The sequence below is a fragment of the Synechococcus sp. WH 8101 genome (genome assembly GCF_004209775.1).
GTDB lineage: Bacteria > Cyanobacteriota > Cyanobacteriia > PCC-6307 > Cyanobiaceae > Synechococcus_C.
In genome coordinates, this window is the sequence record NZ_CP035914.1 from 1,572,679 (window position 1) to 1,598,551 (window position 25,873).

Here is a 25,873-nt window from a genome sequence, read left to right on the forward strand (position 1 = left end):
ATCAGTTGGTGAACGGCACGGCCCGGAGCACGCCCGGCTCCACCTGGGTCGGCACCACACGCAGCTGATCTAAACCAGCGCAACAGCGGAAATCGGCGTCGTGATTGCCGAGCCCGATCAGACGTTGACCATGGCTGGCGGTGCGCAGACAGGCTTCAGGGTCGGCCTGCCAGCGCTGCCAGAGCGCCAAAGCCGCCTCCAATTCATCGTTGGCAACCTGGGCCCCCTGGGCGATCAACAGCGAGGCGAGGGCGCCGGCGGCGAAGGAATCCTCCAAGGAGTAGGCCCCTTCCCAGCCACTACCGACGATCAACAGCCGCTCCAACGGCTCTTGCAACAACCGCTCCGCCACTGCCTGGCGATTGGGTAGGGCCGCGGTGAACACCCGCGAAACATCACGCACCCGCTGCAGCGAGCGGGTGCCATTGGTGGTGCTCATGAACAAGCGTTTGCCCTGCACCAACTCCGGCACCACGGCCACCGGTGAATTGCCCAGATCAAAGCCCTCGATCTTCTGGCCACCCCGTTCGCCCACCAACAGTCGGGATCCTTCCGGCCAGGCCGCCGCCGCGGCCCGCAAGGCATCGAGATCACTGAAGGTCTGCACCGCCTCCGCCCCGTTGTGGAGCGCCCAGGCGATCGTGGTGGTGGCCCGCAGCACATCGATCACGACCGCAGCATCGGGAGAGGCTGCCTCCGGCACGTCGTTGGCAACGTGGAAATAGGCGATCTGCAGGGCCACGGCGATCCGGCGGGTGCGTCACAGTACCGGGATCGCCCGATCCGCCACCGTCTGCTCCATGGCCCTGTTTCGCTCCGGACCGGCGACCCGAGACCTGAGGGGCTTCCTGCAGCTCCTGGAGGAGCGGGGCCAGTTGCGTCGGATTACGGCGGCGGTGGACCCCGATCTGGAACTGGCTGCGATCGCCGATCGGGTGCTGGCCGCCGGTGGCCCGGCACTGCTGTTTGAGAACGTGATCGGCTCCTCGATGCCCGTGGCCGTGAATCTGCTCGGCACCGTGGAGCGGGTGGTGTGGAGCATGGGGCTGGAGCGGGCTGAGCAGCTGGAGGAACTCGGCTCCCGCCTGGCCCTGCTCCAGCAGCCCAAACCACCGAAAGGCTTGAAGGAGACCAAGGCCTTTGCTCGGGTGTTCTGGGATCTGGTGAAGGCGGTGCCCGACCGCGACCTCACCCCCCCCTGCCGCCAGCGGATGGTGATGGGCGATGAGGTCAATCTCGACGCCCTGCCGCTGATCCGTCCCTGGCCGGGGGATGCCGGCGGTGTGATCACCCTCGGCCTGGTGATCACGAAGGATCCGGAAACCGGTGTGCCGAATGTGGGGGTGTATCGCCTGCAGAAGCAATCGATCAACACGATGACCGTGCATTGGTTGAGCGTGCGCGGTGGCGCCCGCCACCTGCGCAAGGCGGCGGCTCTGGGCCAGAAGCTCGAGGTGGCTGTGGCAATCGGGGTGCACCCGCTGCTGGTAATGGCCGCCGCCACGCCGATCCCGGTGCAACTGAGCGAATGGTTGTTCGCCGGGCTATACGCCGGTGAAGGAGTGCGGCTGGCCCCGTGCAAAACCCTCGATCTGAAGGTGCCGAGCCACAGCGAAATCGTGCTGGAAGGCACGATCACCCCCGGAGAAGTCAGCCCTGACGGCCCCTTCGGTGATCACATGGGCTTTTACGGCGGCATCGAGGATTCGCCGCTGGTGCGCTTCCACTGCATCACGCAACGGCGCGACCCGATCCTGCTCACCACCTTCAGCGGCAGACCGCCCAAGGAGGAAGCGATGCTGGCGATCGCCCTCAATCGCATCTACACGCCGATCCTGCGCCAGCAGATACCGGAGATCAAAGATTTCTTCCTACCGATGGAAGCCCTCAGCTACAAGCTGGCGGTGATCTCCATCGACAAGGCCTACCCGGGCCAGGCGAAACGCGCGGCGATGGCCTTCTGGAGCGCCCTGCCCCAGTTCACCTACACCAAATTCGTGGTGGTGGTGGATCAGCACATCAACGTGCGCGATCCGCGCCAGGTGATCTGGGCGATCGCCGCCCAGGTGGATCCCCAGCGGGATCTGTTCGTGCTCGAGAACACCCCCTTCGACAGCCTCGATTTCGCCAGCGAACAGCTCGGCCTCGGTGGTCGGATGGCGATCGATGCCACCACCAAAATCGGCCCGGAGAAGAACCACGACTGGGGCGAACCGCTGAGCCGGCCGGTGGAGCTGGAGCAGCGGGTGAGCGCACGAATGGAAGAACTCGGCCTGGCGGACATCGACAGCCATGAGCCCGACCCAGCCCTGTTCGGCTATGTGCTCGACCGGCTGCTGCAGAACCGCCCCATAGGATCGGCTCCATCTCAAGGGGGGTGACCCACCGTGTCCGGAACGACTGGCTCTCCCCGTGACCTGAAGGCGGGCGGACGACTGGGCGGACGGGTCCGGGTACCGGGCGATAAATCCATTTCCCACCGAGCTCTGCTCTTCGGTGCGATCGCCGAAGGCACCACCACCATCGAAGGCTTGCTGCCGGCCGAGGACCCGATCAGCACCGCCGCCTGCCTGCGGGCGATGGGGGCGGTGATCAGCCCGATCGAGGCCGGAGCGGTGATCGAAGTGCAGGGTGTGGGGCTTGATGGCCTGCAGGAACCATCCGAAGTGCTCGACTGCGGCAATTCCGGCACCACCATGCGCTTGATGCTCGGTTTGCTGGCCGGTCGCGAGGGCAGGCACTTCGTGCTCAGCGGCGATGCCTCCCTGCGCCGGCGACCGATGCAACGGGTCGGGCAGCCGCTGGCCCTGATGGGAGCGGAGGTGCGCGGACGCAATGGCGGCAACTTCGCCCCCCTCGCGGTGCAGGGCCAACCGCTCCATGGCGCCGTGGTGGGCACGCCGGTGGCCAGCGCCCAGGTGAAATCCGCGCTTCTCCTCGCTGCCCTCACCGCCAAAGGGGCGAGCACGGTGATCGAACCGGCCCATTCTCGTGACCACAGCGAACGGATGCTGCGCGCCTTCGGTGCTGACCTTGAGGTGGGTGGCGAGATGGGACGCCACATCACCGTGCGGCCTGGTGCCAACCTGCGCGGTCAGCACGTGGTGGTGCCCGGAGACATCAGCTCGGCGGCCTTCTGGCTGGTGGCCGGCGCTCTGGTGCCGGGCGCGGATCTGACGATCGAAAACGTGGGGCTCAATCCCACCCGCACCGGGGTGTTGGAGGTGCTGGAGCAGATGCAGGCGCGGATCGAGGTGCTGAACCAGCGGGATGTGGCCGGCGAGCCTGTCGGCGACCTGCGCGTGCGTCAGGGCCCGCTCCAACCCTTCAACTTCGGCGAGGAGATCATGCCCCGCCTGGTGGATGAGGTGCCGATCCTGGCCGTGGCGGCCTGCTTCTGCGATGGCGTCAGCCGCATCAGCGGCGCCTCCGAGCTGCGGGTGAAGGAAACCGACCGGCTGGCGGTGATGGCGCGCCAACTCAAGGCGATGGGAGCCTCGATCGAGGAACACGACGATGGCCTCACCATCCATGGCGGCCAGCCCCTGCGCGGAGCCGCCCTCGACAGCGAAACCGACCATCGGGTGGCGATGAGCCTGGCGGTGGCGGCGATGCTGGCGGAGGGAGACTCCACGCTGGCCCGCAGCGAAGCAGCCGCCGTGAGCTATCCCGGTTTCTGGAGCGATCTTGAGCGACTGCGCTGCTGAGGGGTCCGGAGCCGAACCCGGAAGCCATCCGCTCGGTCCGCTGACTCCCCTGGACACGGCGGACGGCAGCCTCAGCCTGCACAGCGGCCATTTCCAGGAGGCCTTCCACAGTTCTGCAGGAGCGCTGGCGGAAGCCCGGGCCAAGTTCGCCCAGCCGGCTGAACTGCAGCGCTTTGGCGCCGGTTCCACCCTGCGGGTGCTCGATGTGTGCGTGGGGCTCGGCTACAACAGCGCCGCACTGATGACAGAGCTGGACCAGCCCCAACTCGCCTGGTGGGGGCTGGAGCTGGATCGCCGTCCTCTCGAGCTGGCGCTGGCGCACCCATCCTTCCGCCGGCTCTGGCCTGAGCCGGTGCTGCGGCGGCTTGAGGCGCTGCAGCACCAGGGCGCCTGGCAGGACAGCGGTAGTAGGGGCACGCTCCTGTGGGGGGACGCGCGCCTGACCCTGACGCAGCTGCCGGCGCACAGACGCTTTGACCTGATCCTCCACGATGCCTTCTCCCCCAGCCGCTGCCCCGAGCTCTGGAGCGAGGAGTTCCTCAGCGCTCTGGCACAGCGCCTGGCCCCCGGCGGTCGCCTGCTCACCTACTCACGGGCGGCGGCGGTGCGAGCCAGCCTGCGCCGGGCCGGGCTGACGTTGCGTTCACTGCTGCCGGCACCGGGCCAACGCCAGGAATGGAGCTCGGGGACGCTGGCCCAGCGACCGAACCCGGTGGAGCCCTTACCGGAGCACGGGCCGGGCTGGCAACCGCTGAGCGCCATGGAAGAGGAGCACCTGCACACCCGCGCCGCCATCCCCTACCGGGATCCCCACCAACAGGACGCGGCCACGGCGATCCGCCAACGTCGAGGTGAGGAACAGGAGCGCTGCGCCCTGGAGAGCACCAGCGCCTGGCAACGCCGTTGGATCGGCACCAGCATGGGCAAGAGCAGCGGAATCTCCCGGTAGATTCCGGCCGACTCGCCTGCCGCGCATGCTCGCCGTTGCCGTTCTGGCCGCCGGAAAAGGCACCCGGATGAAAAGCGCCCTGCCCAAGGTGCTCCAGCCCCTGGCCGGCGCCACCCTGGTGGAGCGGGTGCTGGCCAGTGCCCGCCGCCTGCAGCCGGAGCGACGGTTGCTGATCGTGGGCCACCAGGCGGAGCGGGTGGAGCAACAACTGAGCCATGTGGAAGGGCTCGACTTCGTGCTGCAGCAGCCCCAGAACGGCACCGGCCACGCCGTGCAACAACTGCTGGAACCGCTCAGCGACTTTGACGGCGAACTGCTGGTGCTCAACGGTGATGTGCCCCTGCTGCGGGAGGAGACCGTGGAACAGCTGGTGGCGACCCACCGCAGCAGTGGTGCCGACGTGACCCTGCTCACGGCCCGGCTTGCTGACCCGACCGGCTATGGCCGGGTGTTCGCCGATGCCGAAGGCCAGGTGAGCGGCATCATCGAGCATCGCGACTGCAGCGAAGAGCAACGACGCAACACGCTCACCAATGCGGGGATCTACTGCTTCAACTGGCGACAGCTGGCGCGGGTGTTGCCGCAACTCAGCACCGACAACGACCAGGGAGAGCTCTATCTCACCGACACCGTGGCGATGCTGGCCAAAGCCATGCATGTGGAGGTGGCCGATCCCGATGAGGTGAACGGCATCAACAACCGGCAACAGCTGGCCCAGTGCGAAGGGCTGCTGCAGGAGCGCCTGCGACAGCACTGGATGGCGGAAGGCGTCACCTTCATCGATCCCGCCAGCTGCACCCTGAGTGAGGAGTGCCACTTCGGCAGAGACGTGGTGATCGAACCGCAGACCCATCTGCGTGGACGCTGCCGGATCGGCGACAACTGTCGACTCGGACCCGGAAGCATGCTGGAGGATGCAGTCCTGGGTTGCGATGTGACCGTGCTGCAGTCGGTGGTGCGCGGAGCCACCGCGGGCGATGGGGTGGCGATCGGCCCCTTTGCCCACCTCAGGCCGGCCGCGGAGATCGGCGATCAGTGCCGGATCGGCAACTTTGTGGAGGTGAAAAAGAGTGTGCTCGGCAGCGGCAGCAAGGTGAATCACCTCAGTTACATCGGCGATGCCGAACTGGGCCGGGATGTGAATGTGGGGGCGGGCACCATCACCGCCAATTACGACGGCGTCAACAAACACCGCACCGTGATCGGCGATGGCAGCAAAACCGGTGCCAATTCCGTGATCGTGGCCCCGGTGACCATCGGCCAAGCGGTGACGATCGGTGCCGGTTCCACCATCACCAAGGATGTGCCCGATGGCGCCCTGGCCCTGGGCCGCGCCAAACAACTGATCAAGGAACACTGGCAGGGCCCCAAGCCCGAAGCTTGATCAGGCCAGGGCCCGGCCGAGCTCCGGCAGCAGGCGCTCCAGGGCCACCCCGCGACTGGCTTTGAGCAGGAGCGTGTCGCCGGACTGAAGCCAGGCCGCCAGCACCGGCACGGCCTGCTCGGGGGTGTCAACCCGCTGAAGGCGGGGGAGGGCGGCAGCGGCCTCGGCCATGGCGTCGGCTTCTGCTCCCGCCATCACCAGCACCAGACCATCAATCCCGCAGGCCACCGCCCGTTCCGCCACCTGCCGGTGCAGCGCCACGCTCTGGTCTCCCAGCTCAAGCATGGTGCCCAGCACCGCAAAGCGCCGCCCAGCCTGTTGCGCCAACAACTCCAGGGCGGCGAGCACCGCCTCCGGTGAGGCGTTGTAGGTCTCATCGAGCACCTGGATGCCGGCCAGCTCCATGCGGCGATTGCGCCCGCCGGGAACGGCAACCTGCAGATCCTGAAGCTGCGCCAACGGCACGCCGAGCTCCTCCGCCACCGTGAGCGCCAGCAACAGATTGCGGGCGTTATGGCGCCCCTCGAGCGGCAGACGGATCGCGAAGCCATCGAGCCGCAGCACCCCGGCGCAGGCATCGACGACACCGAGGCGATCCACCGGAGCTTCGGGCCGCACAGACCCGAGAGCATCCCCCTCCAACGCCACACGCCGTACCCGACCGCGCCAGCACTGCGCCAGGGCCGCCTCCAGCAGGGGATCACCGGCAGGAATCACCACCAGACCATCGGCCGCCAACGACGCGGTGATCTCACATTTGGCGGCAGCGATCGCTTCCCGACTGCCGAGACGACCGATGTGAGCCGTGCCGATGTTGGTGATTACCGCGATCTGCGGTTCGGCGCATCGGGAGAGACGGGCGATCTCACCGGGGCCGCGCATCCCCATCTCGATCACGGCAGCGCCGTGCTCCGGACCCACACCGAGCACGGTGAGCGGCACTCCGACGTCGTTGTTGTTGTTGCCGATGCTCGCCTGCACGACACCAAGGGGCGCCAAAGCAGCGCGGATCAGCTCCCGCGTGGTGGTTTTGCCGGCGGACCCGGTCACCGCCACCACGGGGCACGGGAGCTGGCGGCGATGGGCGCGGGCCAGCATCTGGTAAGCCTCCAGGGTGTCGTTGACGCGCCAGTGGAGCAACCCAGATGGCATGGGGTCGCTCCAAGCGGTCGCCACCACGGCGGCCTGGGCCGAGCGAGCGGCGGCTTCTGGCAGGAAGCGATGGCCATCAAAGCGCTCGCCCACCAGGGGCACGAAAAAGGCCCCGGCCACGAGCTGGCGGCTATCGGTGCAGACCGGGCCCAGGGGCTGATCCAGCAGCTCTGGGTGCTGCAATCCCACGGGTTCGCCCCAGATCTCGATCAGCTGCCTCAGTGTCAGCACGGTCAGCGGTCTTCGACGTTGAACAGGATCATGCCGTTGCCAACCCGGGCTGTCCTGGCCAGGAGGCGCTGATCGGACGATTCGATCGTGAGGGCGCTGAAGCCCTCGGCCTCAAGTCGCTCCCACCAGCTCTCGGCCAGCGCCTGGCGACGGGCTTGGGGCCAATCCAGCCAGTCGTCCGACACGAGCAGGCGCACGCTGTTGCGGCTCAGTTGGGGTTCGGCGGCAAGAATCAGCCCATCGGAATCGTCAGCGGCGAGGAACTGCAACAGAGGGTCGAGGCGCGGCAACGCAGCTTCCGGCTCAGGAGCTGGTTCAGGGGCTGGTTCCGGTGCTGAATCTGGGGCTGGCTCTGGAACTGGTGCTTGGACAGGCTCCGTGGCCGGCTGTCCCGGCAGAAGCCGGGCTTCAGGCAGGGGCGTGGTGGTGAGCTGCTCCACCTGGGGAGGTGGGGTTGGCTCGGGGTGCAGCCGCTGCCATTGCATCACTCCTGCAGCGAGCAACAAGGCAGGCAGCACAAGCACCAGGGGCCAGAAGAGCGGCGCCAGATCCCGGGGCCAGAACCCCGGCGTGGAGAGATCACCCTCGCGGTTACGACGCCATAGCTCCTGCAGACGCAGGCGCAGATCGGCAGCCACAGCGCGGAGATCCTGGGCTAACGACGACCAGGGGTTGGCATAGGGCGCCGGAAGCGAACCGCTCTCCTCGACGCCTGGATCGGAACGATCGGATCGATCCGCCATTCAGGGTCAGGAGCGGGAGCGGCCGAGCAGGCGAGCCAGAGGATTGCGCCGTTGCACCGGAGCAGCCACAGCGCCTGTCGCCGAAGGGCTGGGCTCGACAGCCGCCTGATGTTCCTCTGCGGACGGACGTGCTGACGGGTCCATCCGGCTGGGATCGGCGTCCTGGCCCTGGGAGAACCGTTCCACGGCCGCCGCATCCGGACTCGGCTCCTTGAGACCACAGACATCGCGGTACATCTGGTCATAGGCGAGGGCGGAGCGATCCCAGCTGTAGTCCTGACCCATGCCGCGAAGCTGCAGCTCCCGCCAGCTCTCCTGATGGCGGTAGGCCTCCCAGGCCCGCACCAGGGCGGTGTAGAAGTCGACCGGTTCAAAGCGATCGAAACAGAAGCCCGTGCCGCTGTGGTGGGCTGGATCGTGGGGCGGCACCGTGTCGACCAGGCCACCCACCTTGCGCACCACCGGCACGCAGCCGTAGCGCATCGCCATCAGCTGACTGATGCCACAGGGCTCGAAGCGGCTCGGCATCAGGAAGGCGTCACTGCCGGCGTAGATCAACCGCGACAGGGCATCGTCGTAGGTGAGGAACACGGCGACCCGGCCGGGATGGCGCGAGGCCAACTGCCAGAGCCCGGATTCCAGCCCCCGATCTCCAGTGCCGAGCACCACGATCTGGGTGTCGGTGTAAGCGAGCAGCCGGTCGGCCACCTGCAGCAACAGATCCACCCCCTTCTGATCCACCAGCCGACTCACCATGCCAAGCAGGAAGGTGTCGGGATTGAGCGTCAGCCCCATCCGCTCCTGCAGCACCCGCTTGTTCTCGGCCCGACCGGAGAGGTCGTCGGCACTGAAGTTGGCCGGCAGGGTGCGGTCGGTGGCTGGATCCCAGGCCTCCAGATCGAGGCCATTGAGAATGCCGCGCAGCTTGCCCGAGATGTAATTGAGCAGTCCCTCCAGCTTTTCGCCGTATTCGGCCGTGCGGATCTCACTGGCATAGGTGGGCGACACGGCGTTGACCCGATCGGCGTAGAGCAGCGCCGCCGCCATGGTGTGATCACCCTGCATGTACCAGGGGCACCAGGTCATCCGATCGAGCTTCCAACGCCAGGGGCCCTGGTATTTGAGGTTGTGGATCGTGAAGACCGTGCTGATCTCCGGGTCTTGATGCATCCACACCGGAATCATGCCCGTATGCCAGTCATGGCAATGCATCACCTGGGGCTTCCACACATTCCAGGCGAACTCCGCCGCCGCGCTAGCGAAGAAGGTGAAGCGCCAGTCTTCGTCTTCACCGCCGTAGATCCGTTCCGGATCAAACACCGGATGGCCCACCAGATAGATGGTCATGCCGTTGCTGGGATGGCGTGTTTCGAACACGGCGAACTCGGTGCCCATGGTCTGGGCCCGCCAGATCGGCTCGTCGGGGATCTGCAGACGACTCCAGAGCTTGCCGTAGCCCGGCATGATCAGACGCACGTCGTGGCCGAGCTTGGCCAGGGCCGGCGGCAGGGACCCCACCACATCACCCATGCCACCCACCTTGACCATCGGGGCGCACTCGGCAGCAGCGAACAGGATGCGCATGGACGGGGAGGCCCCAGGAAGGCGCCGCGACTTTAAGGGGAACCGGGGCCGGTTCAGGGAATCACCGTGACCGGGGTGCCCAGTCGCACTAGGTCGAACACCTCCTGCACGTTTTCCTCATAGAGACGCACGCAGCCATGGGACACGGCCCGGCCGACGGTCCAGCGATAAGGGGTGCCATGGAAACCGGCGACGGTGCAGCCATCGATATCGAGGTATTGCTCGCCATCCCAGCCATTGCGGCCCTTGCAATCGCGATAGAAGCCGATCCAGCGGGATCCGAGGGGATTGCGCTCCCCCTGGCCGATCCGTTCACCGGTCACAGGGTGCACCCAGATCGGCTCCAACACCTTTTCGAGCACCCGATGGCGGCCAGCCGGCGTCTCCCAACCCACCGTGCCCACCGCTGCCGGGAAGCGATGGGTAAGTTGGCCATCCTTCAGCACCATCAGCTGGCGATGGGTGCGGTCGAGCACCAACTGCACACCCACCGTCTGGAACAGATCGGGAGGAATCCGCGCAAGCGACTCCTGCTCCGAGATCGGCTGGGCCAGCGGCGGAATCGGATCGGCAGCTCGATCTGCGGGCGCGGTTGAAGGCGGCGATTCGGCACCGCCGATTTCGCCCTCCACCCTGGCCGGTTGGGGAACCATGGCCTGGCTAGGGGAGGCCAGCAAGAGGCCCAGCGCCATCGCAAGCGACAGGAGGCGTGCGCTGCGGAAACGCGACAGAGAAGCAGCCAACAAAACAGTCAACAGCGATGGCGAGGCCGCACCATCTTTAGCTATGGCAACCAGGGGGATGACGAGAAATCAGGACGGCGCTTCTCCAGGAAGGCATTGCGACCCTCCTGGCCCTCGGCGGTTCGATAAAAGAGATGGGTGGCCTGACCGGCCAGCTCCTGGATCCCGGCCATGCCGTCGGTTTCGGCATTGAAGGCAGCCTTGAGGCAGCGGATGGCTGTGGGGCTGTGCTGCAACACCTCCCGGGCCCAGCGGACCCCCTCAGCCTCTAGCTGCTCGAGAGGCACCACTTGGTTCACCAGCCCCATCGCCAGGGCGTCCTCAGCGCCGTATTGACGGCAGAGAAACCAGATCTCCCGGGCCTTGCGTTGCCCCACCAGCCGGGCCAGATAACCGGCACCGAAGCCACCATCGAAGCTGCCCACCTTCGGGCCCGTCTGCCCGAACACGGCGTTCTCCGCCGCCAGGCTGAGATCACAGAGCAGATGCAACACCTGGCCGCCGCCAATGGCATAGCCCGCCACCAGGGCGATCACCACCTTGGGCAGGCTGCGGATGATGCGCTGCAAGTCGAGCACATTGAGGCGGGGCAGGCCGTCGTCATCGAGGTAACCGCCATCGCCACGCACGCTCTGATCACCTCCGGCGCAGAAGGAGAACCCCCCATCGGCAGCGGGCCCGACGCCGGTGAAGAGCACCACACCGATGTCGCTGGCTTCGCGGATGCGACTGAAGGCATCGCAGAGCTCCACCACCGTGCGCGGCCGGAAGGCGTTGCGTTTCTGGGGCCGATTGATCGCCACACGGGCGATCCCCTCGCTGCAGCGATCGAGCAGGATGTCGCTGTAGTCGCCCCAGGGCTGCCAGGGCACCACAGGCGCACCGGGCAACACGGCGCGGGCGGAACGATCGGTCATGGCAGGCACCCCGTGACGCAGTCATTGTGGTCACCCGCTTGCACAGCGCGGCGCAGGGCCAAGCGCAGGGCCGCATCGCGCCCGCGATCGGTGCGCACCCGCAGCAAGGCCGGACGGCCCTGGGCCCAGCCCCAGTCGAGGGCCTCAGCCAGATCCTCCAGGCAGGCCACCGCACGACCAGGCACCCCATGAGCTGCGGCCAGGGCGAGATGGTCTGCGGCCTGGGGCATGGCGAAGAGCTGGTCAAACTGATCCGCTGCAGCCACCGGCACCGGCAGTTGCGCAAAGATGCCACCGCCACCGTTATCGATCAGCAGCACCAGCAGAGGCGGGCCCTGCGCCGAGGCGAGCAGCCAACCGTTGCTGTCGTGCAGCAGGGCGAGATCGCCCGTCAGCAGCAGGGTGGGTCCATGGGTGCGGGCAAAGCCGAGCGCCAACGACAAGGTGCCATCGATCCCGGAGGCCCCCCGGAAACTGATGCAGCGATGCCGACCACGCTCCGCCAGGGCGAACGCCTGCCAATCCCGCACCGGACTGCTGGCCGCGAGCATCACGGCGCAGTCGGCGGGCAACAAGGGCGGCAAGGCGCACATCAGGGCCGGTTCGCTGACGGCCCCGCGAGCAGGAAGCTGCGCTTCTAACCAGGTCCGCAGCGCCTGATCCTGCTGCTGCCAGAGCTGGCGCAGCGCCTGGGAGGGGGCCTCCGCACCATCAGCGGCAGGAAGTTCCGACGCCAGGGCCTGCCACCACGAAGCCAGACCTCCAGACCACTGGCTGGCCAGCCGCAACGGATCGAGACCGCGCCGCTCCCCCTCGCTGATCACCACCTGGGGGCCGGCCAGCGACTGCAGCCAGCGCTCCAAGCGGCGACTGGCCGGCATCGGGCCGAGGCGCAACACCTGCAGGTCCCGCGGCTCCAGCCCATCGGGCAGGGGCAGGGCATCGGGAAGCAAGAGATCCCAGGCGTGGATCTGTCCCGGCAGATCGGCGGGAATGGCGGCGAGAGGATCCACCAGCAGCGGCCAACCGCTGCGCTGCTGCCAGGCGCTCAGGGCCTGCCGATAGGCCCCGTGCTGATGCGGCTGACCCCGCCACGGCCCGGCGATCACCACACCGGGACGATCGGGATCGAGGCGGCAGCGGGCGTCGAAGACCGGTGCCGCGGACGGGCGCTCCGACGTTCTCGTAGGCGAGGCATCCGCCCAGGACCGCCAGACCTGGTCCTGCTCCTGCGCCGAAGGATGGAGCGGCTCTTCAAAGGGCAGGTTGAGGTGCACCGGACCAGGCCAGCGGTGGGCCTCCCCCCAGGCCTGAACCGCCAGCACCTGCAGCGCTTTGGGCTCCATCCGATCGATCCCGGCGGAATCGCCGTGACCCATCCAGCGGCAGACGCTGCGCAGAAACGTCTCCTGATTCACCGTCTGATTGGCACCGCAGTGCTTGAGCCGCTCGGGTCGATCAGCACTGATCAAGAGCAAGGGCAAACAGGACCGATCCGCCTCCACCGCCGCCGGCAGCAGATTGGCCACCGCCGTGCCGGAGGTGGTGATCACAGCCACGGCCCGACCACTCCCAGCGGCGATGCCCAGGGCATGGAAGGCCGCGGAGCGCTCATCGATGGCGGTGATCAAGGTCAGGCGACCACGTCGGGCCAGCCCACCGGCGGCATGGGCCAGCGGACCACTGCGACTACCCGGGCAGAGCACCAGATGGCGGAGGCCCTGGACGCAGAACCCCTCCAGCAGGGTCAGTGCGGCCTGCAGATTGGCGATCGATCGCGTCAAGCGAGGATGGCGGTGCTGATGGGATCCTCGGTGACCAGGGATCGGACAGGACAGATGACAGCGGACTCCAGGCCTCAGAAGGACGGACCGGCCTGGCGGAACCTGCTGGTGTGGGTGCTAGTGGCGCTGCTGTTGCGCTGGTTGGTGCTCGAGCCACGCTGGATTCCCTCCGGCTCGATGCTGCCCACCCTGCAACTGCAGGACCGGATTCTGGTGGAGAAGCTGAGGCCCAGATGGACGGAGCTGCGCCACCAATCCCTGCCCCTGGGCAGCGTGGTGGTGTTCGCGGCGCCGCCCCGGCTGGTGGAGGCGGGTTACGACCCGAACGCGGCCTTGATCAAACGGGTGGTGGGACGGCCCGGGGACGCCCTGGAAGTGCGCGACGGGGTGTTGCTCCGCAACGGACAGGTGGTGAGCGAGCCCTGGCTGGACACACCGATCGACTATTCCCTCCCACCGGTGACGGTGCCGGAGAATCAGCTCTGGGTGCTGGGAGACAACCGCAACGCCAGCCTGGATTCCCATCTCTGGGGTTCGCTGCCGCAGGATCGGGTGATCGGCACAGCCGTATGGCGCTACTGGCCGCTGACCCGGTTCGGTCCGATTCGGTTCCCCCACCCGGATGCGGAGCTTGCGCATCAGACAGCTGCGGTAGGGTCAACGTCGTGACGGAGAGCACACGGGATGTTCAACCCGGAGTTCCTGACCACCGATAGCCAGGACGGACAACCCGTCAACGGTCTGATTCAGTACCTGCAGGATCAGTCGCCCGATGTGCTGCAACGGGTCGCCAAATCGGCCAGCGGCGACATCCAGGACATCATTCGCCACAACGTGCAGGGGCTGCTGGGCATGCTCCCTGGCGAACATTTCGATGTGAAGGTGACGGCGAGCCGCGACAATCTCGCCAATCTGTTGGCCTCAGCCATGATGACGGGGTACTTCCTCCGTCAGATGGAACAGCGCAAGGAGCTGGAGGAAGCGCTCTTCGCCGACGATCAGATGGCGGTGAATCCCGACGACGATCTGCGTCTCTGATCACGTGGTTTCGGGATCGGAGGGCACCAGCTTGAGATCCAGGAGCCGTTGATCGAGCGCCCCGAGGAAACTCCAGTTGCCCTCACTCGGTGCCCAGGCGCGAGCGTTCAGTTCCGCCCGCAACTGCTGCACCCGCTCCGGCGTGAAGGGCAAGGGCGCGCTGTAGTGGGCGGGCACCAGCCAGCGCAGATCGGGCAGGGCTTCGAGTTGTTCCAGCCAGGCCAGCAGGGTGCGACGGGCGCGGGGGAGCACCAACCGCTCCAGCACCGGCGCCACCTGCAGTTTGGGGGTGGTCTCCCCCATCAAGCGTTCGGCATCGGCCTGCCAACCGGGCTGCCAGGCAAAGGGATAGAGCCCGAAATGGGCCCGGGCATTGCGCAGGCCGGGGCGGAAGGCACGGCGCACCAGCTCGGCCAGGCCGGGAATCTCCAGAGGTTGCGGGCGTAAATAGGACGCGAACAGCACCAATCTGGCCCAGCCACGACGCCTGGCCTCCGGCGTGTCGGTGAGGGGCGCATCGCCACGATCGCGGGCATGGAAGAGCAACGGGGTGGGATCGCGATCGAAGATCGCGGGCGGGGTGGCCGAAATCCCCACCAGGGCGTCGGTGATCAACAGACTCCCCGAGGGACGATGCAGGCAACTGATCTCCTGAAACCGACCCACACCGAGATCGAGGGGGCCCAGCGAGAACCAGTGGCAGACCTCAGGGTGAGGCACACCGTCTTCAAGCAGCAGGCGCCTTCGGCTGCGGGGAATGCCGAGCCAGCTGAGGGGCAGCGGCAGCGGGAAACTCCACTGGCCGGGGCAGAGCCAGAGCTGGGCGTCGGGAAAAGCCCGAGCCAAGGGAGCGAGTGGCAGCTTGTGCTCCAGACCGGAGGCGGTGGGCAACACGATCGTGCACACGGGCCCATGTTCGGCTTCCAGAGCCCGGAGGGCTGTGCGCAATTCGGCCGTGGGGGGCAGCGGATTCACCAGCATCAAGCCCCCCGGCACCTTCACCACCGTGAGCCGGATCGGCACCGCCACGTAATACACGCCCTGGAGCTGCACGAAGCTCCACACCTGGCCGGGGATCAGCTCCTCCATGCAGGTGGCCCGGCGGCCGTAGGGATACAGAGGCAGCAAGGGCCACCAAGGCCAGCGTTGATCGCGCCTCGACACCTCAGAAATCAGCGTTGATGGGTGAGGAGACTCGCTCATGCGCTCAGCATCTGACAATGGGGAGCGGGCCTATCCCCCGAACCCCTGGCGACAACAACGAGCAGACTACGCGCCCCGGAAGGATCACTTGAGCGCGCATGAAGATGCCAAGCCAAGGTCAATTGGGGTTAAAACTCAACTAGACCATCGGCTTAACATCAATGAAGCAAGAGAATCCATCACAATATTGCTTAATAGCAATATCTCACAACCGCAAACATCGCCGCAAACCAGAGGCACGTGTGCCAAATGCGAATCAATTCACAAGACTTACTCGCAAGGCAAGCAACAGAAACGACGCAGGCTGACGCACATCAGTCACTGAAACACTTTGGTGCAACAGCGCAAAGCGCAAGCCGAGAGGTAGCACCGTAGAGTGAAAGTTTGACAAAAAGCAATGGCGCGCATCACCATTGCGCTAAGTGATCGCAACCATTTGGCGCTGAAGCTTTTATCACTACAAAAGGGCAAGCGGGTAATCAAGATTATCCAAGAAGCAATTGAGCACCACCTAAAAAATGAAGGTGCCTACGATTTGGAAATCCAATCAAAAACTGATGACGAGAAAAGCCCAAAAGCGAACACCCTATGAACGCTTCTTAAGCGAAGCACAAAGCCTCAACATGCAATAGAGCTTGAAGTCCCAACAAAGTCCGGAAAAGTTAAATATAGTCAAGGACAAGATTTCGACTGCTGCATGTACGCAGCAGCACTGCATAGACGCAGAATCGTTAGCGCCAGATCTCTAGGTTCCGCCTGACCATTGCCGCAGGTTGGCCGCATGACACGACCACAGATCAGCGCCCTGACACTGGCGCTCGCCCTGGGTCTCACTTCACCCTTAAGCGCCGAAGCCGGCGGATTCCGAACCGGCACTTACCAAACGAACGACAGCTCAAGCAGCCATCGCAACATCACCTCCGGCATGGAGGAGATCCGCAGCGAACGCACTTACACCAACACCATCAACGGCAGCAGCCGGGTTGACCACATTGGGCTGACCATGCAGGCGGATGGATTCGCGTTCAGCCGCCAGATCAACCAGGTGGATGCCAGCCTTGGCGCTCATGGTCTCAGTCGTGATCTCAGCGCAGCCGGCATGAGCCAATCGGATCTCCTGCAATGGAGTGCCACTACCAGTGCCTCGAGCGGCAACAGCGCCGACCATGACCTGAACCTGCAGATGCCCGGAATCGGCCTGGAGAGCTTGTTGATGGAGCAGGCCTCTCAAAGCCTCGGTACCGACGTCAGCAGCAGTCAATCGTTCTCCGGCGGAGCGATCAACCTGCAGGCCAACGATTCCGCCGCCAGTTCCGTTCTGGAACGCCTCCAGACGGGAGAGCAGATCGGCATGAACGGCAGCCTCGATCTGCGCATCGAACGTGGAGGCCAGAACGCTGTGTATGCCATGCAGGACTCCGGTTCCCAACGCCTCCATTCCATCGAGCGCTTCACCGGCAGCAGTGTTTATCAGTCGGAGCGAAGTGGACGTGGTGACCTGTTCGCCTTCGATTGATGCGGCCCCTTTGTCCTGAGCGTGCAGCACACCGCAACGCCACCATCCTCACCGGGTGCCTGCTGGGCGGCTTGCTGGCCATTGCGCCAGTGGGCCTGGCCCAACAGGCATCCATGAGTGCCGATCAAAACACTAACAATCAGGCCATCGCTACGCCGAACAACAACCAGACCAATCAATCGAGCAGTTTCAGCACAGGCGGCGATCTGATCCAGCAAAACATCAATCCCGCCATCGGCAAGCTTGGCGTCATGACCGTTGGCAAGGGGGGCGTCAGTTGCGAATCGGCCAGTGTGTATTTACAGCTCGGTGTTTACCCCTACGATAATCAATATTATGCTGTTTTTGATGACAATGTGCGTGACAAAGACTGGATGCCGCAGGGGGCCTTTGGCGTCTCCATTCCCTTCGGCCCCCAGGTGTCTAGCTGCATTGACGCGATGCGGCATCAGACCCGCCAGGTGACCGTGGCCACCGAGGCGGGGATTCTGCGCCACTGCCTGTCTCTTAGATCGGCAGTGCAGCAGCTTGGCGAGGAGAGGCAACGGCTGGCCGATGCCTTTCCAACCCTTGCCAAGGACTGTCGGGAGATCTGGACAACCGCAGCTGATCCGCTGCCATGGAGGGATTCAACATCGGCTCCAGTTGGTCCTTGAGTTTGCGCAGGGCTTGTTGTTCTAGGCGATGGGCCTGGTATCGGCTCAACCCCATCGCATCGGCGGCATGACTGAGGCTCACGGGCTCAGTCGAGCCAAACCGGAGACCCAGAATCCTTTGTTCGCGCTGATTCAATCCCTGAATCACTTGATGGAGCCAGAGATAATCATCCTCGGGCTCCTGCAAGCGGCCATCACAAACGGTCTCCATCAGAGAACCACCTGACTCACTCGGATCCCAACGTTGATCCAATGACGACACACGGGCGCGTTGCAGAGCATGCAGGGCGAAGCGCAGGCGCTCAGGTTTTTCGTTGAGGTCCACGGCGATCGCATCCAACGAAACGCCTCGATCGGCATCCGAGCGAGCGAGCATCGCACTCACCTTGAAGGCGAGTTGTAACACATTCGAAGGAATATGAATGGCGCTGTGTTGCTCATGTAAAAAGCGATTGAGTGATTCCTTCACCCACCAGAACGCATAGGTGGAGAAGCGATAGCCGCGGGAAGGGTCAAAGCGTTGCGCAGCACGAATCAGGCCAAGATTTCCCGCCTGAATCGCATCCATCGGATCCACACCCAACTGCTCCAGGCGTGCGTGGGATCGTTTCACCACCGCGACCACCAAGCGGAGATTGGCGGTTACCACCCGAGACAGGGCCCGCTGGCCACTACGGACACGACGGGCATCCGGTGCAGCATCTCCCCGCCAGCGCTGAATCAGAGTGCCGAGATGGATTTCTTCTGCCGTGGTGAGCAACGGTGAGCCAGCGATCTGACGCAGGTAATCCGTGAAGGCATCAGCCATAGGAGCCAGGACCTGAACGAGGACTGCAACAGGCTCTGAGCAGAACCAGGCGACGTCTATCGACTTTCGCGTCTCCGGAGCGGTGATGAAGCAGATCGCCATCAGCCAATGCCCCACCCTCCTGAAACGACAGAGGATCCAGACAGTGATCGGAACAGTTGGCCATGAGCGACCACATCCTTGAGCGAAGCCTTGACAGCCGCAGCCCGGGCCACCGCATCCGCCAAGCGGGTATGGCACAGCGCGGTCGACTGGATCCCTTTGTGGACAAGGAGAAGCCCAGGGAGCACAGCCTTTGCCCCCACTGCGGCGCCACCGTGCATCAGGGGCGCTGGAGCTGGCACCAGGCTGTGGAGTCAGCACCTGAGCAGATCTGTCCAGCCTGTCGCAGGATCGCTGAACGCCTACCGGCCGGTGAGCTGGAACTGAGCGGTCCCTTCCTGCAGGAGCACGAGGAGGAGGTGATGCATTTGCTGCTCCACAACGAACAGCGCTACCGATCTGAACATCCCCTCGAGCGGATGATGTGGATGGAGAGCAACGGCCTCAGCGGTGCCACCCGGATTGCCTTCAGCGGCCACCACATCACCCATGGACTGGCCAAGCGTCTGCAACGGGCCTATGGCGGTCGACTCAGTGGCGACGACGTCACCCCCGGCAGCAAGCTCCGCCTGCAATGGCACCGTTGACAATGACGTTGAACAAACGATCGATCAACAGCGGGCACGACTGGGCGGCGGAAGTGAATCGTCGCCCACCGGTGCTGGATCTGGAGCCAGGCCTCTTCACCTGGGACCAGCCGGAGCAGATTGCAGCCTCTCTGTTGCAATCAGCGCGTCGAAGCCGGGCCCGCAAACGCAGCGTTTACGGCAGTGCCATGGCCATGCTGTGTTTGTACATCAACCGGGCCGGGCGCAAGCTTCCCGCCCGGCGTCGTTCGATCCTCACGCAAGCAAAGACGTGCTTGAGGGAGCTGGCTGGGGTTCACCAGAACGGTGGGGAGCCAGGATTGCCAACACATCAGCGTCGCTGAGCTGATCAAACCGCTCGTACCAGAGCCCTACGGCGGTGAGGTGATCCACCAACAGCAACACTTCCAAACGGTCGACAACATGACGCATCGTCTCCACCAGTGCGCGGTCCATCACCGGCACAGCCAGCGTCAGCATCGAGGGACGAGCCAGCCTTAGCGATTGCAAGGCCGCCAAGGTGGTCATGCCCGTGGCGACTCCATCATCGACAACGATGAGGTGATGATTGAAGAGCTCACTGACGTCGGGGTCGTCAAACTCCTGATGGCGGCGCTCCCATTCCTGTTGGGCCAGCCTCAGCCAGGCTTCCGCTTGGGGAAGCATCGACCAGGCCGGATCACCAGGTTCGTGGCGCCAGAGCACCACACCCTCACCAGCCACTGCGCCCAGGGCCAGCTCCGGGCGGGCTGGTTCCACGATCTTGCGCACCGACCAGGTGTGCAGGGGGAGTTGCAGCTTGGAGGCCATCGCTGCCGCCACCGGAACACCGCCTCGGGGCAGGGCGATCAGGCTGGTCATCCCATCGCCATCGGCACAATCCTGCAGGCGTTCGGCGAGAGCGAGGCCGGCCTGATGCCGATCGGTCCAGACCGGTGAATGGTGAAGCATGGAGCGACAGCGCGAAGGGCTGTCTGTCACCTAGGCAGGGCGCCTGGAGCCGGGGCGGTGATGCTCAGCAATGCAGCGGATCAGGTGGGTACCAGCAACCGCAACTTGCGCAATAACAGTCCCATCACCGTTCCTCGGCGGATGATCAGATCGGCGTCCACATCCATACCGGCACGGAGAGCACAGCGCCGCTGACCCTGCCTGAGCTGATCGGCGCTCGGTGTGATCGTCACGGCGTATTCACCATCCACAGCATCAGCAGCGATGGCCTGGATGCGCCCGTCCAGCACCCCGAAATCGGTGTAAGGGCAGGAGCTCACCCGCAGTGCCGCCGCCTGTCCTGCGCGCAGGGGCGCCACATCCCGAGCCGGAAGTTGCACCCGCACGGCCAGGGGCTGGGATGCGGGGGCCAGGGTGGCGACCACATCGCCCGGTTGGAGCACTTGGCCCGGGTAGCGAAGTTTTGTCTCCACCACCGTGCCATCCACGGGAGCAAGCAACCGCATCTGTTCCGTGGCCCTGGCGTTCTCGCGCAGGCGACCCTCGATGGCTGCCAACTGCCGCTCAAGCTCGGCCTGGGAACTGAGTGCCGTACTGAGAGACTGGCGCAATCGGGCCTGTTCGGCCTCAAGACGGGCGCGCTGCTCTCCCACACCGAGGCGTGCCTGCTCCAACCTGCTGCTAGCAACGGCGACCCCGGCCTCTTTTTCCTCCAGCAACAACTGGGGAATCGCCCCTTCCGCCGCCAGGGAGCGCAACCGCTGCAGTTCGCGATCCTGAAAGCGTGATCCGGCGAGGGCCTGGGCCACGCCACCACGTGCTGAGGCGATCTGGGTCTGGATCAGACGGGCGATCGATTGCGTTTGCGCCTGCAGATCAGTGCCTTGCCGTCTGGCCTGATGGAGCTGCTCCTGCAACTGGGTGCGCTCCCGCAGCAACTGCCGACGTTGCGACAGCAAGGGTTCCCGATCGAATTCCGCTAGCAACTGGCCCGCCTTCACCTTTTGATTGGGCGACACCAGCACGCGGCTGAGGCGACCGCCGCCCAACGACTGAACCGGCGAATTTTCTCCCTGGGGTCGCACCTGGCCACTGGCCCGTGCCAATTCATCCAAAGGCCAGACGCAGGCCATGGCGAGGAGAGCGACACCGGCGGCAGCGGTGCGCCAACCGAGCTGGTGTGCCCAGGCCCCGGGCGGCGGCAGAAACTCATCCGGGGTGGCGGGGGGGAGCGCGTGATGGTGTGGAACTGTCATCAGGCCACCTTCAGGAAGGGTGCAACAGGGGCGTGCTCCTGGAGCAAGCGTGGTGTGTTTTCCGCCAACACCTGGCCCTGCTCGAGATAAATAATCCAATCGGCACGCATGATCACCGAGGGGCGGTGACTGATCAGCACGGTGGTGTGTCCCTGACGCTGCTCGAGCAGGCGCTCCATCAGCCGGCTCTCCAGCACGGGGTCGAGTGCAGAGGTGGCCTCATCAAGAATCAACAGCGGTGGATCACTGATCAAGGCCCGCGCAATCGCCAGCCGCTGACGTTGACCGCCGGAGAGGTTGGCGCCGAACTCACCAAGAATCGTGCGATAGCCATCCGGCAGTTGCCGGATGAAATCATCGGCGAGGGAAAGCTGACAGGCCGCAACGATCTGCTCAAAGCTCACTCCCGGATGGGCGAAGGTGAAGTTCTCCGCGATGGAGCGATTGAAGATGACCGATTCCTGCGGCACCAGCACCACCTGGGAACGCAACACATCAAGCGACAGGTCCCGACTATTGAACGGCCCGAAGTGGATCGTGCCCTGATCAGGTGGATAGATGCCGGCCAGGATCTTGCTGAGGGTGCTTTTGCCACAGCCGGATTCCCCTACCAGAGCCGTGGTGACACCTCCTGGAATCAGGAGGTTGAGGTCTTGAAGCAACGCGCGCCGACCAGGATGGTTGTAGGTGATCGCTTCGCAGCGGATTTCAGCATTCCTGGGGATCGTCACCGAGGCACCGGTTCCTGGACCCATCGGTTCCGGTTTGCGTTCCAACACATCACCCATCCGGCGAATCACCACATCCGCCAGCAACAATTCCTGGGTGACACCACTCAAGGATGCGAGCAAAGCCAGCACGTTGGCACCAAAGCCGTTGAACGCCAGCAACTGGCCGATCGAGAGCTCGCGGGCAATCACAAACGAACTGCCGTACCAGAGCAAGGCCACGGTGACCACGCTGCCGAGGGCTCCGGTGAGGCTGGATTCAGCCAACTTCAGCCGCAGCTCGCGCCAGGCGAGGTGTGACATCCGACCGAAATTGCTTTGATATTCCTGCCAGGCCTGGGCGAAGGCCTCACTCGTCTTCAACACACTGGCGCCACGAAAGATCTCCACCAGGAAGCCTTGATTGTCAGCAGAGCGCACCAACAGCTCCCGCGAAGCCGCCTTCAAGGCAGGTAGAAACACCAAACTGCAGGTGATCACCAACGTGTAACCGAGTAAGGCGGCCAGCGTCAGTGAGGCTGAATAGGTCCACATCAGAACCAGCGAAATCAGCGCAATGCAGAACTGACTGGGAAGGCCAAGCACCACCGAGCCAATCAGGTTGTTCACATGCTCGATGTCGCCGATGCGACTCACCGCCTCGCCGCTGCGATGGGTTTCGAAATAACGCAGAGGCAAGAGGAGCAGCTGTCGGCCGTAATGCATCACCATCTGCAACTGCAGCTTCTGACCGAAGTAACCGACCAGATGGCCCTGCAACTGTCCGATCAGCGAACGGAAGGCAAAAAGCAGCATCAGGCCGAGGCAGAGGCTCACGAGCATGCGCTGATCACCGCGCACTAGCACGTCGTCGGTGAGTAGCTGCATCAACAGGGGCAAACCCAGCGACATCATGCCCACCACCAGATTGAGCAAGAGCGCCTGAACCAGAAGTTTGCGGAACGGCAGCACATAGCGCAGCAGCACTGCAAAGGCATGGCTGGGTTCTTCGGGATGCTCAGGACGGCGGGCCGGATCGGGCTCGAGCAGCAGAACGACGCCGTCATTCCAATGCTGCAGGAATCGCTCCCGACTGAGGCGGCGCAAACCGACAGCTGGATCGGCAATCAGCACCTCATCGCCGATCAGGTGATGTAACACCACCCAGTGCTGGCCATCCCAGTGACAGATCAGTGGCAGGGGAACCTCCCTGAGCGCGTCAAGAAATCGCTCCGGCGCTCGGGCAGCCCGCGCTGCGAACCCGAGTTGCTCGGCACCGCGGCGCAGGCCGAGCAAGGTGGTGCCATGGCTGGTGGTGCCCACCGCGTCGCGAATCATCCCCTGGGGAAGCTGAATGCCATGGCTTTTGGCCACCGTGGCCAAGCAGGCGGCCCCACAATCCTCCTCATCGAACTGACGCACGCAGGGATAAGCAGGCGCAAGATGTTGTCCCAGGCGCCGCAATGGCGACAGCAAGACGGCAAGGGAAATGGGCACAGAACCAGCCTTTACGCAGAACATCGGAACAACAGCCATGGGCCTGAGCCCATGGCTGCAAGGGACTAACTACGAATGCGCAGCGACAGCATGTTGACCATCGAAGACACATTCGATTCAGCCCGTCCGCCCAGCACTCCAACAGCCGTGGGTACGGCAAGGTTGAGCTGGTTGGTCTCCACCACAGCCACATCAGTGCTGATCATGGGAGCCACCACTGGTGCCACCTGAGGTGACACCCGGGTGACCAATCGGGGCGACACCTGGATGGAGAAGAAGCCACCTTGAAGGGCTTCACATTGAAGGTCTGAGAGAGCTTCCATAGGAATCAAGAAGAAAGGCGGCCGAAGGCCGCCCGAACAACGAGTCTCAGGCGCGCTGAGCGATCGAAATCTCAGCCGCGTTGAATTGGTCCCGCACACTCACAGCGCCGAGGCCCAGAGCGCCGGCGGTGTACATGCCGTTGTCCTGCACAGTGTTGGTGCGGACGGATTGACGGGCATAGGACTTGCTGCTGTAGCTCGGGCGGGACCAGCGACCACGACGGGAATATCCACCCTGGAGGGTCTCAGCGTGGAGGTCAGAAATCAGTTCGAAAGCAGGCATTGGGTTGATCCAGAGAAGGAACAAAAGAGAGGCGCGCGCCCCAGACAGTCATAAGCAGGAGGCGATTCGTCATTTGGGAATTTCACACAAGTGCAGCTGAGGCGCAGCGCCATCAATCCGCCCATTGGATCAGCACGGATCGGCATCCAGAGTGCTGCAGTGAAGCTGCACCTTGATGCGAGCAACACGCATAAGATTCAGGCGTCGAGCATTCTGCTTCAACACACACCATGAACAACCGCATTCGCGTGCTGCAAAGACAACCCAAGCGAATTTCAATCACCCTCAGTCACAATGTTCATGACGCACTCCTCACACGCTCAGAAGACGAAGGACGCTCCGTATCGAATCTCTGCGCCTTTCTGCTTGAAGAGGCCCTTCGCGACCCTTTGCGCAACGGACAAGCCAATATGGCCTATGGCCAGACCAACGCCCTGAACACTGGCCCCGGCAACGGCTTCAATCCAAGCCCCGGGATGGCAGGGAAACATCCGCCGATCAACAAACCCCGTTACTTTTGAAATGGCAAAGCCCCGGCCTGACCAACCGGGGCTTCTTTGTGTCGCCATCTGCCTTGGCTCAGAGGGCGGGACGCAGGAGCAACTGCCAGAGCTGGCCATGGCCAGAGCGGAAGTAACCCGCACAACCGAGAAGGTAGTAACGCCACATCCGGTAAAACTCATCGCTGAGCGTCCCTTGCAACAGGGGCCAGTGGGCTGAGAACTTCTCCCACCAAGCCAACAGGGTGCGTTCATAGTGGAGTCCATAGTTTTCCCAGCTTTGCAGCTGAAAGACCCCCTCAACGGCTTGCGCTAACTGGGACGGGGCTGGCAGGCGACCACCCGGGAAGATGTAGCGCTCAATCCATGGATCGGTTTGGGCGGTGGTCACAAAGTGACCGATTGTCTGCAACAGGAAGAGGCCATCCGGCAGCAAGCAATCCCGCAAGATCCGATGATACGTGCCTTGATTGACGGGACCCACATGCTCAAACATTCCCACAGATACGATGCGATCAAAGCGCGGTTGATTCAGTTGCGGCAGGGAGCGATAATCAGCCATCAGCACCTCAATCGGCCAATGGGTGTGGTGATCACGGATATAGGCATACTGTCGCGCTGAAATCGTGATCCCATAGCCTTGCACCCCATAGTGCTCGCAGGCATAGGCCAACAAGCCGCCCCAGCCGCAGCCCACATCAAGGAGGCGATGGCCAGGCTGTAACTCCAGTTTGCGGCAGATCAGATCCAGCTTGCGTTCCTGGGCCTGATCCAGGGTGTCGCCGTCGTTCCAGATCGCACAGCTGTAAATCCGCCTGGCATCGAGCATGGCCGCGTACACCCTCGGATCGATGTCGTAATGCACCCGCCCTACGCGAAAGGACCGATGCAGGGTCTGGGGATTCAGCATCCACTCCCGTAGCCGCTGCCAGGCTTCTCGAAGACCCTGCAAAGGATTAGCCTCAAGCTGATAGCGAGCACGCAAGAGCCGTGCAATCAACTCCGGCAGATCATCACAATCCCAATCACCACGAACATATCCCTCCCCAAGAGCCAGCCCTCCCCTCTGAAGCAGGTCAGAAAAAAGACCCCGATCATGCACATCGAGGTCATAGGGCCTTTGGCCATCAAAGCGAACATCTGCCATCGAGGCGATGGTCTCAATGAGAGCTGGTGCGGTCATGCGTGGCTGAACATTGCCTGACAAGGCAAACACGCATCACCAATCAAACCATCACCTGCATCCATTCTG

At 64.1% G+C, this 25,873-nt stretch carries 26 protein-coding genes; 11 read left to right on the forward strand and 15 right to left on the reverse strand.

From position 1 onward, the window contains the following. Position 1 precedes the first annotated feature (1 nt). Complete coding sequence (locus tag SynWH8101_RS08265; RefSeq protein WP_130130434.1) at positions 2-736, reverse strand: 2-phosphosulfolactate phosphatase family protein; 735 nt, start codon at positions 734-736, stop codon at positions 2-4. 64 nt (positions 737-800) lie between these two features. Between SynWH8101_RS08265 and SynWH8101_RS08270 the strand changes: the two genes are divergently transcribed. The 4 genes from SynWH8101_RS08270 to glmU are packed head-to-tail and all read left to right on the forward strand — an operon-like array spanning position 801 to position 6,040. Beyond that, complete coding sequence (locus SynWH8101_RS08270) at positions 801-2,381, forward strand: UbiD family decarboxylase (RefSeq protein WP_130129355.1); 1,581 nt, start codon at positions 801-803, stop codon at positions 2,379-2,381. Positions 2,382-2,387: 6 nt separating this feature from the next. Next, complete coding sequence (aroA, locus tag SynWH8101_RS08275) at positions 2,388-3,707, forward strand: 3-phosphoshikimate 1-carboxyvinyltransferase (RefSeq protein ID WP_130129356.1); 1,320 nt, start codon at positions 2,388-2,390, stop codon at positions 3,705-3,707. Further along, on the forward strand, positions 3,688-4,656 hold the full coding sequence (locus SynWH8101_RS08280) for a tRNA (5-methylaminomethyl-2-thiouridine)(34)-methyltransferase MnmD (protein ID WP_130129357.1): 969 nt from the start codon (positions 3,688-3,690) through the stop codon (positions 4,654-4,656). The genes aroA and SynWH8101_RS08280 overlap by 20 nt, the downstream gene beginning before the upstream one ends. A 25-nt stretch (positions 4,657-4,681) precedes the next feature. Beyond that, positions 4,682-6,040 carry a bifunctional UDP-N-acetylglucosamine diphosphorylase/glucosamine-1-phosphate N-acetyltransferase GlmU gene (glmU, locus tag SynWH8101_RS08285; protein WP_130129358.1) on the forward strand — a complete coding sequence of 453 codons (1,359 nt, stop codon included), beginning with the start codon at positions 4,682-4,684 and terminating at the stop codon, positions 6,038-6,040. Here the strand turns inward: glmU and murF are convergent, their stop codons facing one another. The 6 genes from murF to menD form a co-directional block, all read right to left on the reverse strand. After that, on the reverse strand, positions 6,041-7,423 hold the full coding sequence (gene murF / locus SynWH8101_RS08290) for a UDP-N-acetylmuramoyl-tripeptide--D-alanyl-D-alanine ligase (protein ID WP_130129359.1): 1,383 nt from the start codon (positions 7,421-7,423) through the stop codon (positions 6,041-6,043). Between the two features lie 2 nt (positions 7,424-7,425). After that, positions 7,426-8,166: a hypothetical protein gene (locus SynWH8101_RS08295; protein ID WP_130129360.1), complete on the reverse strand. Its 741-nt coding sequence runs from the start codon at positions 8,164-8,166 to the stop codon at positions 7,426-7,428. A 6-nt stretch (positions 8,167-8,172) separates the two neighbouring features. Next, positions 8,173-9,750 carry a glycogen synthase GlgA gene (gene glgA, locus SynWH8101_RS08300; protein WP_130129361.1) on the reverse strand — a complete coding sequence of 526 codons (1,578 nt, stop codon included), beginning with the start codon at positions 9,748-9,750 and terminating at the stop codon, positions 8,173-8,175. A gap of 53 nt (positions 9,751-9,803) precedes the next feature. Then, positions 9,804-10,403, reverse strand: coding sequence for a L,D-transpeptidase (locus tag SynWH8101_RS08305; RefSeq protein ID WP_370587029.1), 600 nt, complete (start codon positions 10,401-10,403; stop codon positions 9,804-9,806). Positions 10,404-10,534: 131 nt separating this feature from the next. Beyond that, a complete protein-coding gene (gene menB, locus SynWH8101_RS08310; RefSeq protein ID WP_130129362.1) occupies positions 10,535-11,410 on the reverse strand; it encodes a 1,4-dihydroxy-2-naphthoyl-CoA synthase in 876 nt (291 codons plus the stop codon). Beyond that, a complete protein-coding gene (gene menD / locus SynWH8101_RS08315) occupies positions 11,407-13,194 on the reverse strand; it encodes a 2-succinyl-5-enolpyruvyl-6-hydroxy-3-cyclohexene-1-carboxylic-acid synthase (protein ID WP_130129363.1) in 1,788 nt (595 codons plus the stop codon). The genes menB and menD overlap by 4 nt, the downstream gene beginning before the upstream one ends. Before the next feature lie 54 nt (positions 13,195-13,248). Between menD and lepB the strand changes: the two genes are divergently transcribed. Beyond that, positions 13,249-13,863, forward strand: a complete 615-nt coding sequence (gene lepB / locus SynWH8101_RS08320; RefSeq protein WP_130129364.1) for a signal peptidase I — start codon at positions 13,249-13,251, stop codon at positions 13,861-13,863. 15 nt (positions 13,864-13,878) lie between these two features. After that, positions 13,879-14,232: a DUF760 domain-containing protein gene (locus SynWH8101_RS08325; RefSeq protein ID WP_130129365.1), complete on the forward strand. Its 354-nt coding sequence runs from the start codon at positions 13,879-13,881 to the stop codon at positions 14,230-14,232. Here the strand turns inward: SynWH8101_RS08325 and SynWH8101_RS08330 are convergent, their stop codons facing one another. Then, the gene (locus tag SynWH8101_RS08330) at positions 14,233-15,435 is read right to left on the reverse strand and encodes a DUF4336 domain-containing protein (RefSeq protein WP_130129366.1); all 1,203 of its coding nucleotides are present in this window, start codon (positions 15,433-15,435) and stop codon (positions 14,233-14,235) included. It abuts the gene before it with no gap. 397 nt (positions 15,436-15,832) lie between these two features. On the opposite strand from SynWH8101_RS08330, the gene SynWH8101_RS08335 reads away from it, so the two are divergent. Both SynWH8101_RS08335 and SynWH8101_RS08340 read left to right on the forward strand, forming a co-directional pair. Beyond that, positions 15,833-16,027 (forward strand): hypothetical protein, encoded by a 195-nt coding sequence (locus SynWH8101_RS08335; RefSeq protein WP_130129367.1) that lies wholly within the window; start codon positions 15,833-15,835, stop codon positions 16,025-16,027. 189 nt (positions 16,028-16,216) lie between these two features. Further along, positions 16,217-16,951, forward strand: coding sequence for a hypothetical protein (locus SynWH8101_RS08340; RefSeq protein ID WP_130129368.1), 735 nt, complete (start codon positions 16,217-16,219; stop codon positions 16,949-16,951). Between the two features lie 507 nt (positions 16,952-17,458). Here SynWH8101_RS08340 and SynWH8101_RS14435 read toward each other — a convergent pair. Continuing rightward, positions 17,459-18,415 (reverse strand): sigma-70 family RNA polymerase sigma factor, encoded by a 957-nt coding sequence (locus SynWH8101_RS14435; protein WP_254427918.1) that lies wholly within the window; start codon positions 18,413-18,415, stop codon positions 17,459-17,461. 164 nt (positions 18,416-18,579) lie between these two features. Between SynWH8101_RS14435 and SynWH8101_RS08350 the strand changes: the two genes are divergently transcribed. Continuing rightward, a complete protein-coding gene (locus SynWH8101_RS08350) occupies positions 18,580-19,104 on the forward strand; it encodes a BCAM0308 family protein (RefSeq protein ID WP_130129370.1) in 525 nt (174 codons plus the stop codon). 2 nt (positions 19,105-19,106) lie between these two features. Beyond that, positions 19,107-19,448: a DUF3175 domain-containing protein gene (locus SynWH8101_RS14640; RefSeq protein WP_174719546.1), complete on the forward strand. Its 342-nt coding sequence runs from the start codon at positions 19,107-19,109 to the stop codon at positions 19,446-19,448. Here SynWH8101_RS14640 and SynWH8101_RS08360 read toward each other — a convergent pair. The 5 genes from SynWH8101_RS08360 to SynWH8101_RS08380 form a co-directional block, all read right to left on the reverse strand. Beyond that, positions 19,360-20,055, reverse strand: a complete 696-nt coding sequence (locus tag SynWH8101_RS08360; protein WP_130129372.1) for a phosphoribosyltransferase — start codon at positions 20,053-20,055, stop codon at positions 19,360-19,362. The two genes, SynWH8101_RS14640 and SynWH8101_RS08360, sit on opposite strands and share 89 nt — an antisense overlap. A gap of 80 nt (positions 20,056-20,135) precedes the next feature. Continuing rightward, positions 20,136-21,311, reverse strand: coding sequence for an HlyD family efflux transporter periplasmic adaptor subunit (locus SynWH8101_RS08365; protein WP_130129373.1), 1,176 nt, complete (start codon positions 21,309-21,311; stop codon positions 20,136-20,138). Further along, positions 21,311-23,554: a peptidase domain-containing ABC transporter gene (locus tag SynWH8101_RS08370; protein WP_254427919.1), complete on the reverse strand. Its 2,244-nt coding sequence runs from the start codon at positions 23,552-23,554 to the stop codon at positions 21,311-21,313. Before SynWH8101_RS08370 ends, SynWH8101_RS08365 begins: the two co-directional genes overlap by 1 nt. Positions 23,555-23,580: 26 nt before the next feature. Beyond that, entirely contained in the window at positions 23,581-23,838 is a 258-nt protein-coding gene (locus tag SynWH8101_RS14305; protein WP_130129374.1) for a hypothetical protein, read from the reverse strand. 46 nt (positions 23,839-23,884) lie between these two features. Further along, positions 23,885-24,121, reverse strand: a complete 237-nt coding sequence (locus tag SynWH8101_RS08380) for a hypothetical protein (protein ID WP_130129375.1) — start codon at positions 24,119-24,121, stop codon at positions 23,885-23,887. A gap of 230 nt (positions 24,122-24,351) precedes the next feature. Here SynWH8101_RS08380 and SynWH8101_RS08385 point away from each other — a divergent pair, with 230 nt between their 5' ends. Continuing rightward, the gene (locus SynWH8101_RS08385; protein ID WP_130129376.1) at positions 24,352-24,642 is read left to right on the forward strand and encodes a hypothetical protein; all 291 of its coding nucleotides are present in this window, start codon (positions 24,352-24,354) and stop codon (positions 24,640-24,642) included. 58 nt (positions 24,643-24,700) lie between these two features. Here the strand turns inward: SynWH8101_RS08385 and cfa are convergent, their stop codons facing one another. After that, positions 24,701-25,804: a cyclopropane fatty acyl phospholipid synthase gene (gene cfa, locus SynWH8101_RS08390; RefSeq protein WP_130129377.1), complete on the reverse strand. Its 1,104-nt coding sequence runs from the start codon at positions 25,802-25,804 to the stop codon at positions 24,701-24,703. Between the last annotated feature and the right edge of the window lie 69 nt (positions 25,805-25,873).

Coding starts and splice junctions, on each gene's coding strand:
- SynWH8101_RS08365 (WP_130129373.1), bottom strand. CDS start 21,311: ATGACAGTTCCACACCATCACGCGCTCCCCCCCGCCACCCCGGATGAG.
- SynWH8101_RS08360 (WP_130129372.1), bottom strand. CDS start 20,055: ATGCTTCACCATTCACCGGTCTGGACCGATCGGCATCAGGCCGGCCTC.
- SynWH8101_RS08305 (WP_370587029.1), bottom strand. CDS start 10,403: ATGGTTCCCCAACCGGCCAGGGTGGAGGGCGAAATCGGCGGTGCCGAA.
- glgA (WP_130129361.1), bottom strand. CDS start 9,750: ATGCGCATCCTGTTCGCTGCTGCCGAGTGCGCCCCGATGGTCAAGGTG.
- glmU (WP_130129358.1), top strand. CDS start 4,682: ATGCTCGCCGTTGCCGTTCTGGCCGCCGGAAAAGGCACCCGGATGAAA.
- SynWH8101_RS14435 (WP_254427918.1), bottom strand. CDS start 18,415: ATGGCTGATGCCTTCACGGATTACCTGCGTCAGATCGCTGGCTCACCG.
- SynWH8101_RS08330 (WP_130129366.1), bottom strand. CDS start 15,435: ATGAGCGAGTCTCCTCACCCATCAACGCTGATTTCTGAGGTGTCGAGG.
- SynWH8101_RS14640 (WP_174719546.1), top strand. CDS start 19,107: ATGACGTTGAACAAACGATCGATCAACAGCGGGCACGACTGGGCGGCG.
- lepB (WP_130129364.1), top strand. CDS start 13,249: ATGACAGCGGACTCCAGGCCTCAGAAGGACGGACCGGCCTGGCGGAAC.
- SynWH8101_RS08380 (WP_130129375.1), bottom strand. CDS start 24,121: ATGCCTGCTTTCGAACTGATTTCTGACCTCCACGCTGAGACCCTCCAG.
- SynWH8101_RS08370 (WP_254427919.1), bottom strand. CDS start 23,554: ATGGCTGTTGTTCCGATGTTCTGCGTAAAGGCTGGTTCTGTGCCCATT.
- SynWH8101_RS08295 (WP_130129360.1), bottom strand. CDS start 8,166: ATGGCGGATCGATCCGATCGTTCCGATCCAGGCGTCGAGGAGAGCGGT.
- cfa (WP_130129377.1), bottom strand. CDS start 25,804: ATGACCGCACCAGCTCTCATTGAGACCATCGCCTCGATGGCAGATGTT.
- SynWH8101_RS08335 (WP_130129367.1), top strand. CDS start 15,833: ATGGCGCGCATCACCATTGCGCTAAGTGATCGCAACCATTTGGCGCTG.
- SynWH8101_RS14305 (WP_130129374.1), bottom strand. CDS start 23,838: ATGGAAGCTCTCTCAGACCTTCAATGTGAAGCCCTTCAAGGTGGCTTC.
- SynWH8101_RS08350 (WP_130129370.1), top strand. CDS start 18,580: ATGAGCGACCACATCCTTGAGCGAAGCCTTGACAGCCGCAGCCCGGGC.
- SynWH8101_RS08270 (WP_130129355.1), top strand. CDS start 801: ATGGCCCTGTTTCGCTCCGGACCGGCGACCCGAGACCTGAGGGGCTTC.
- SynWH8101_RS08385 (WP_130129376.1), top strand. CDS start 24,352: ATGAACAACCGCATTCGCGTGCTGCAAAGACAACCCAAGCGAATTTCA.
- SynWH8101_RS08325 (WP_130129365.1), top strand. CDS start 13,879: ATGTTCAACCCGGAGTTCCTGACCACCGATAGCCAGGACGGACAACCC.
- SynWH8101_RS08340 (WP_130129368.1), top strand. CDS start 16,217: ATGACACGACCACAGATCAGCGCCCTGACACTGGCGCTCGCCCTGGGT.
- menB (WP_130129362.1), bottom strand. CDS start 11,410: ATGACCGATCGTTCCGCCCGCGCCGTGTTGCCCGGTGCGCCTGTGGTG.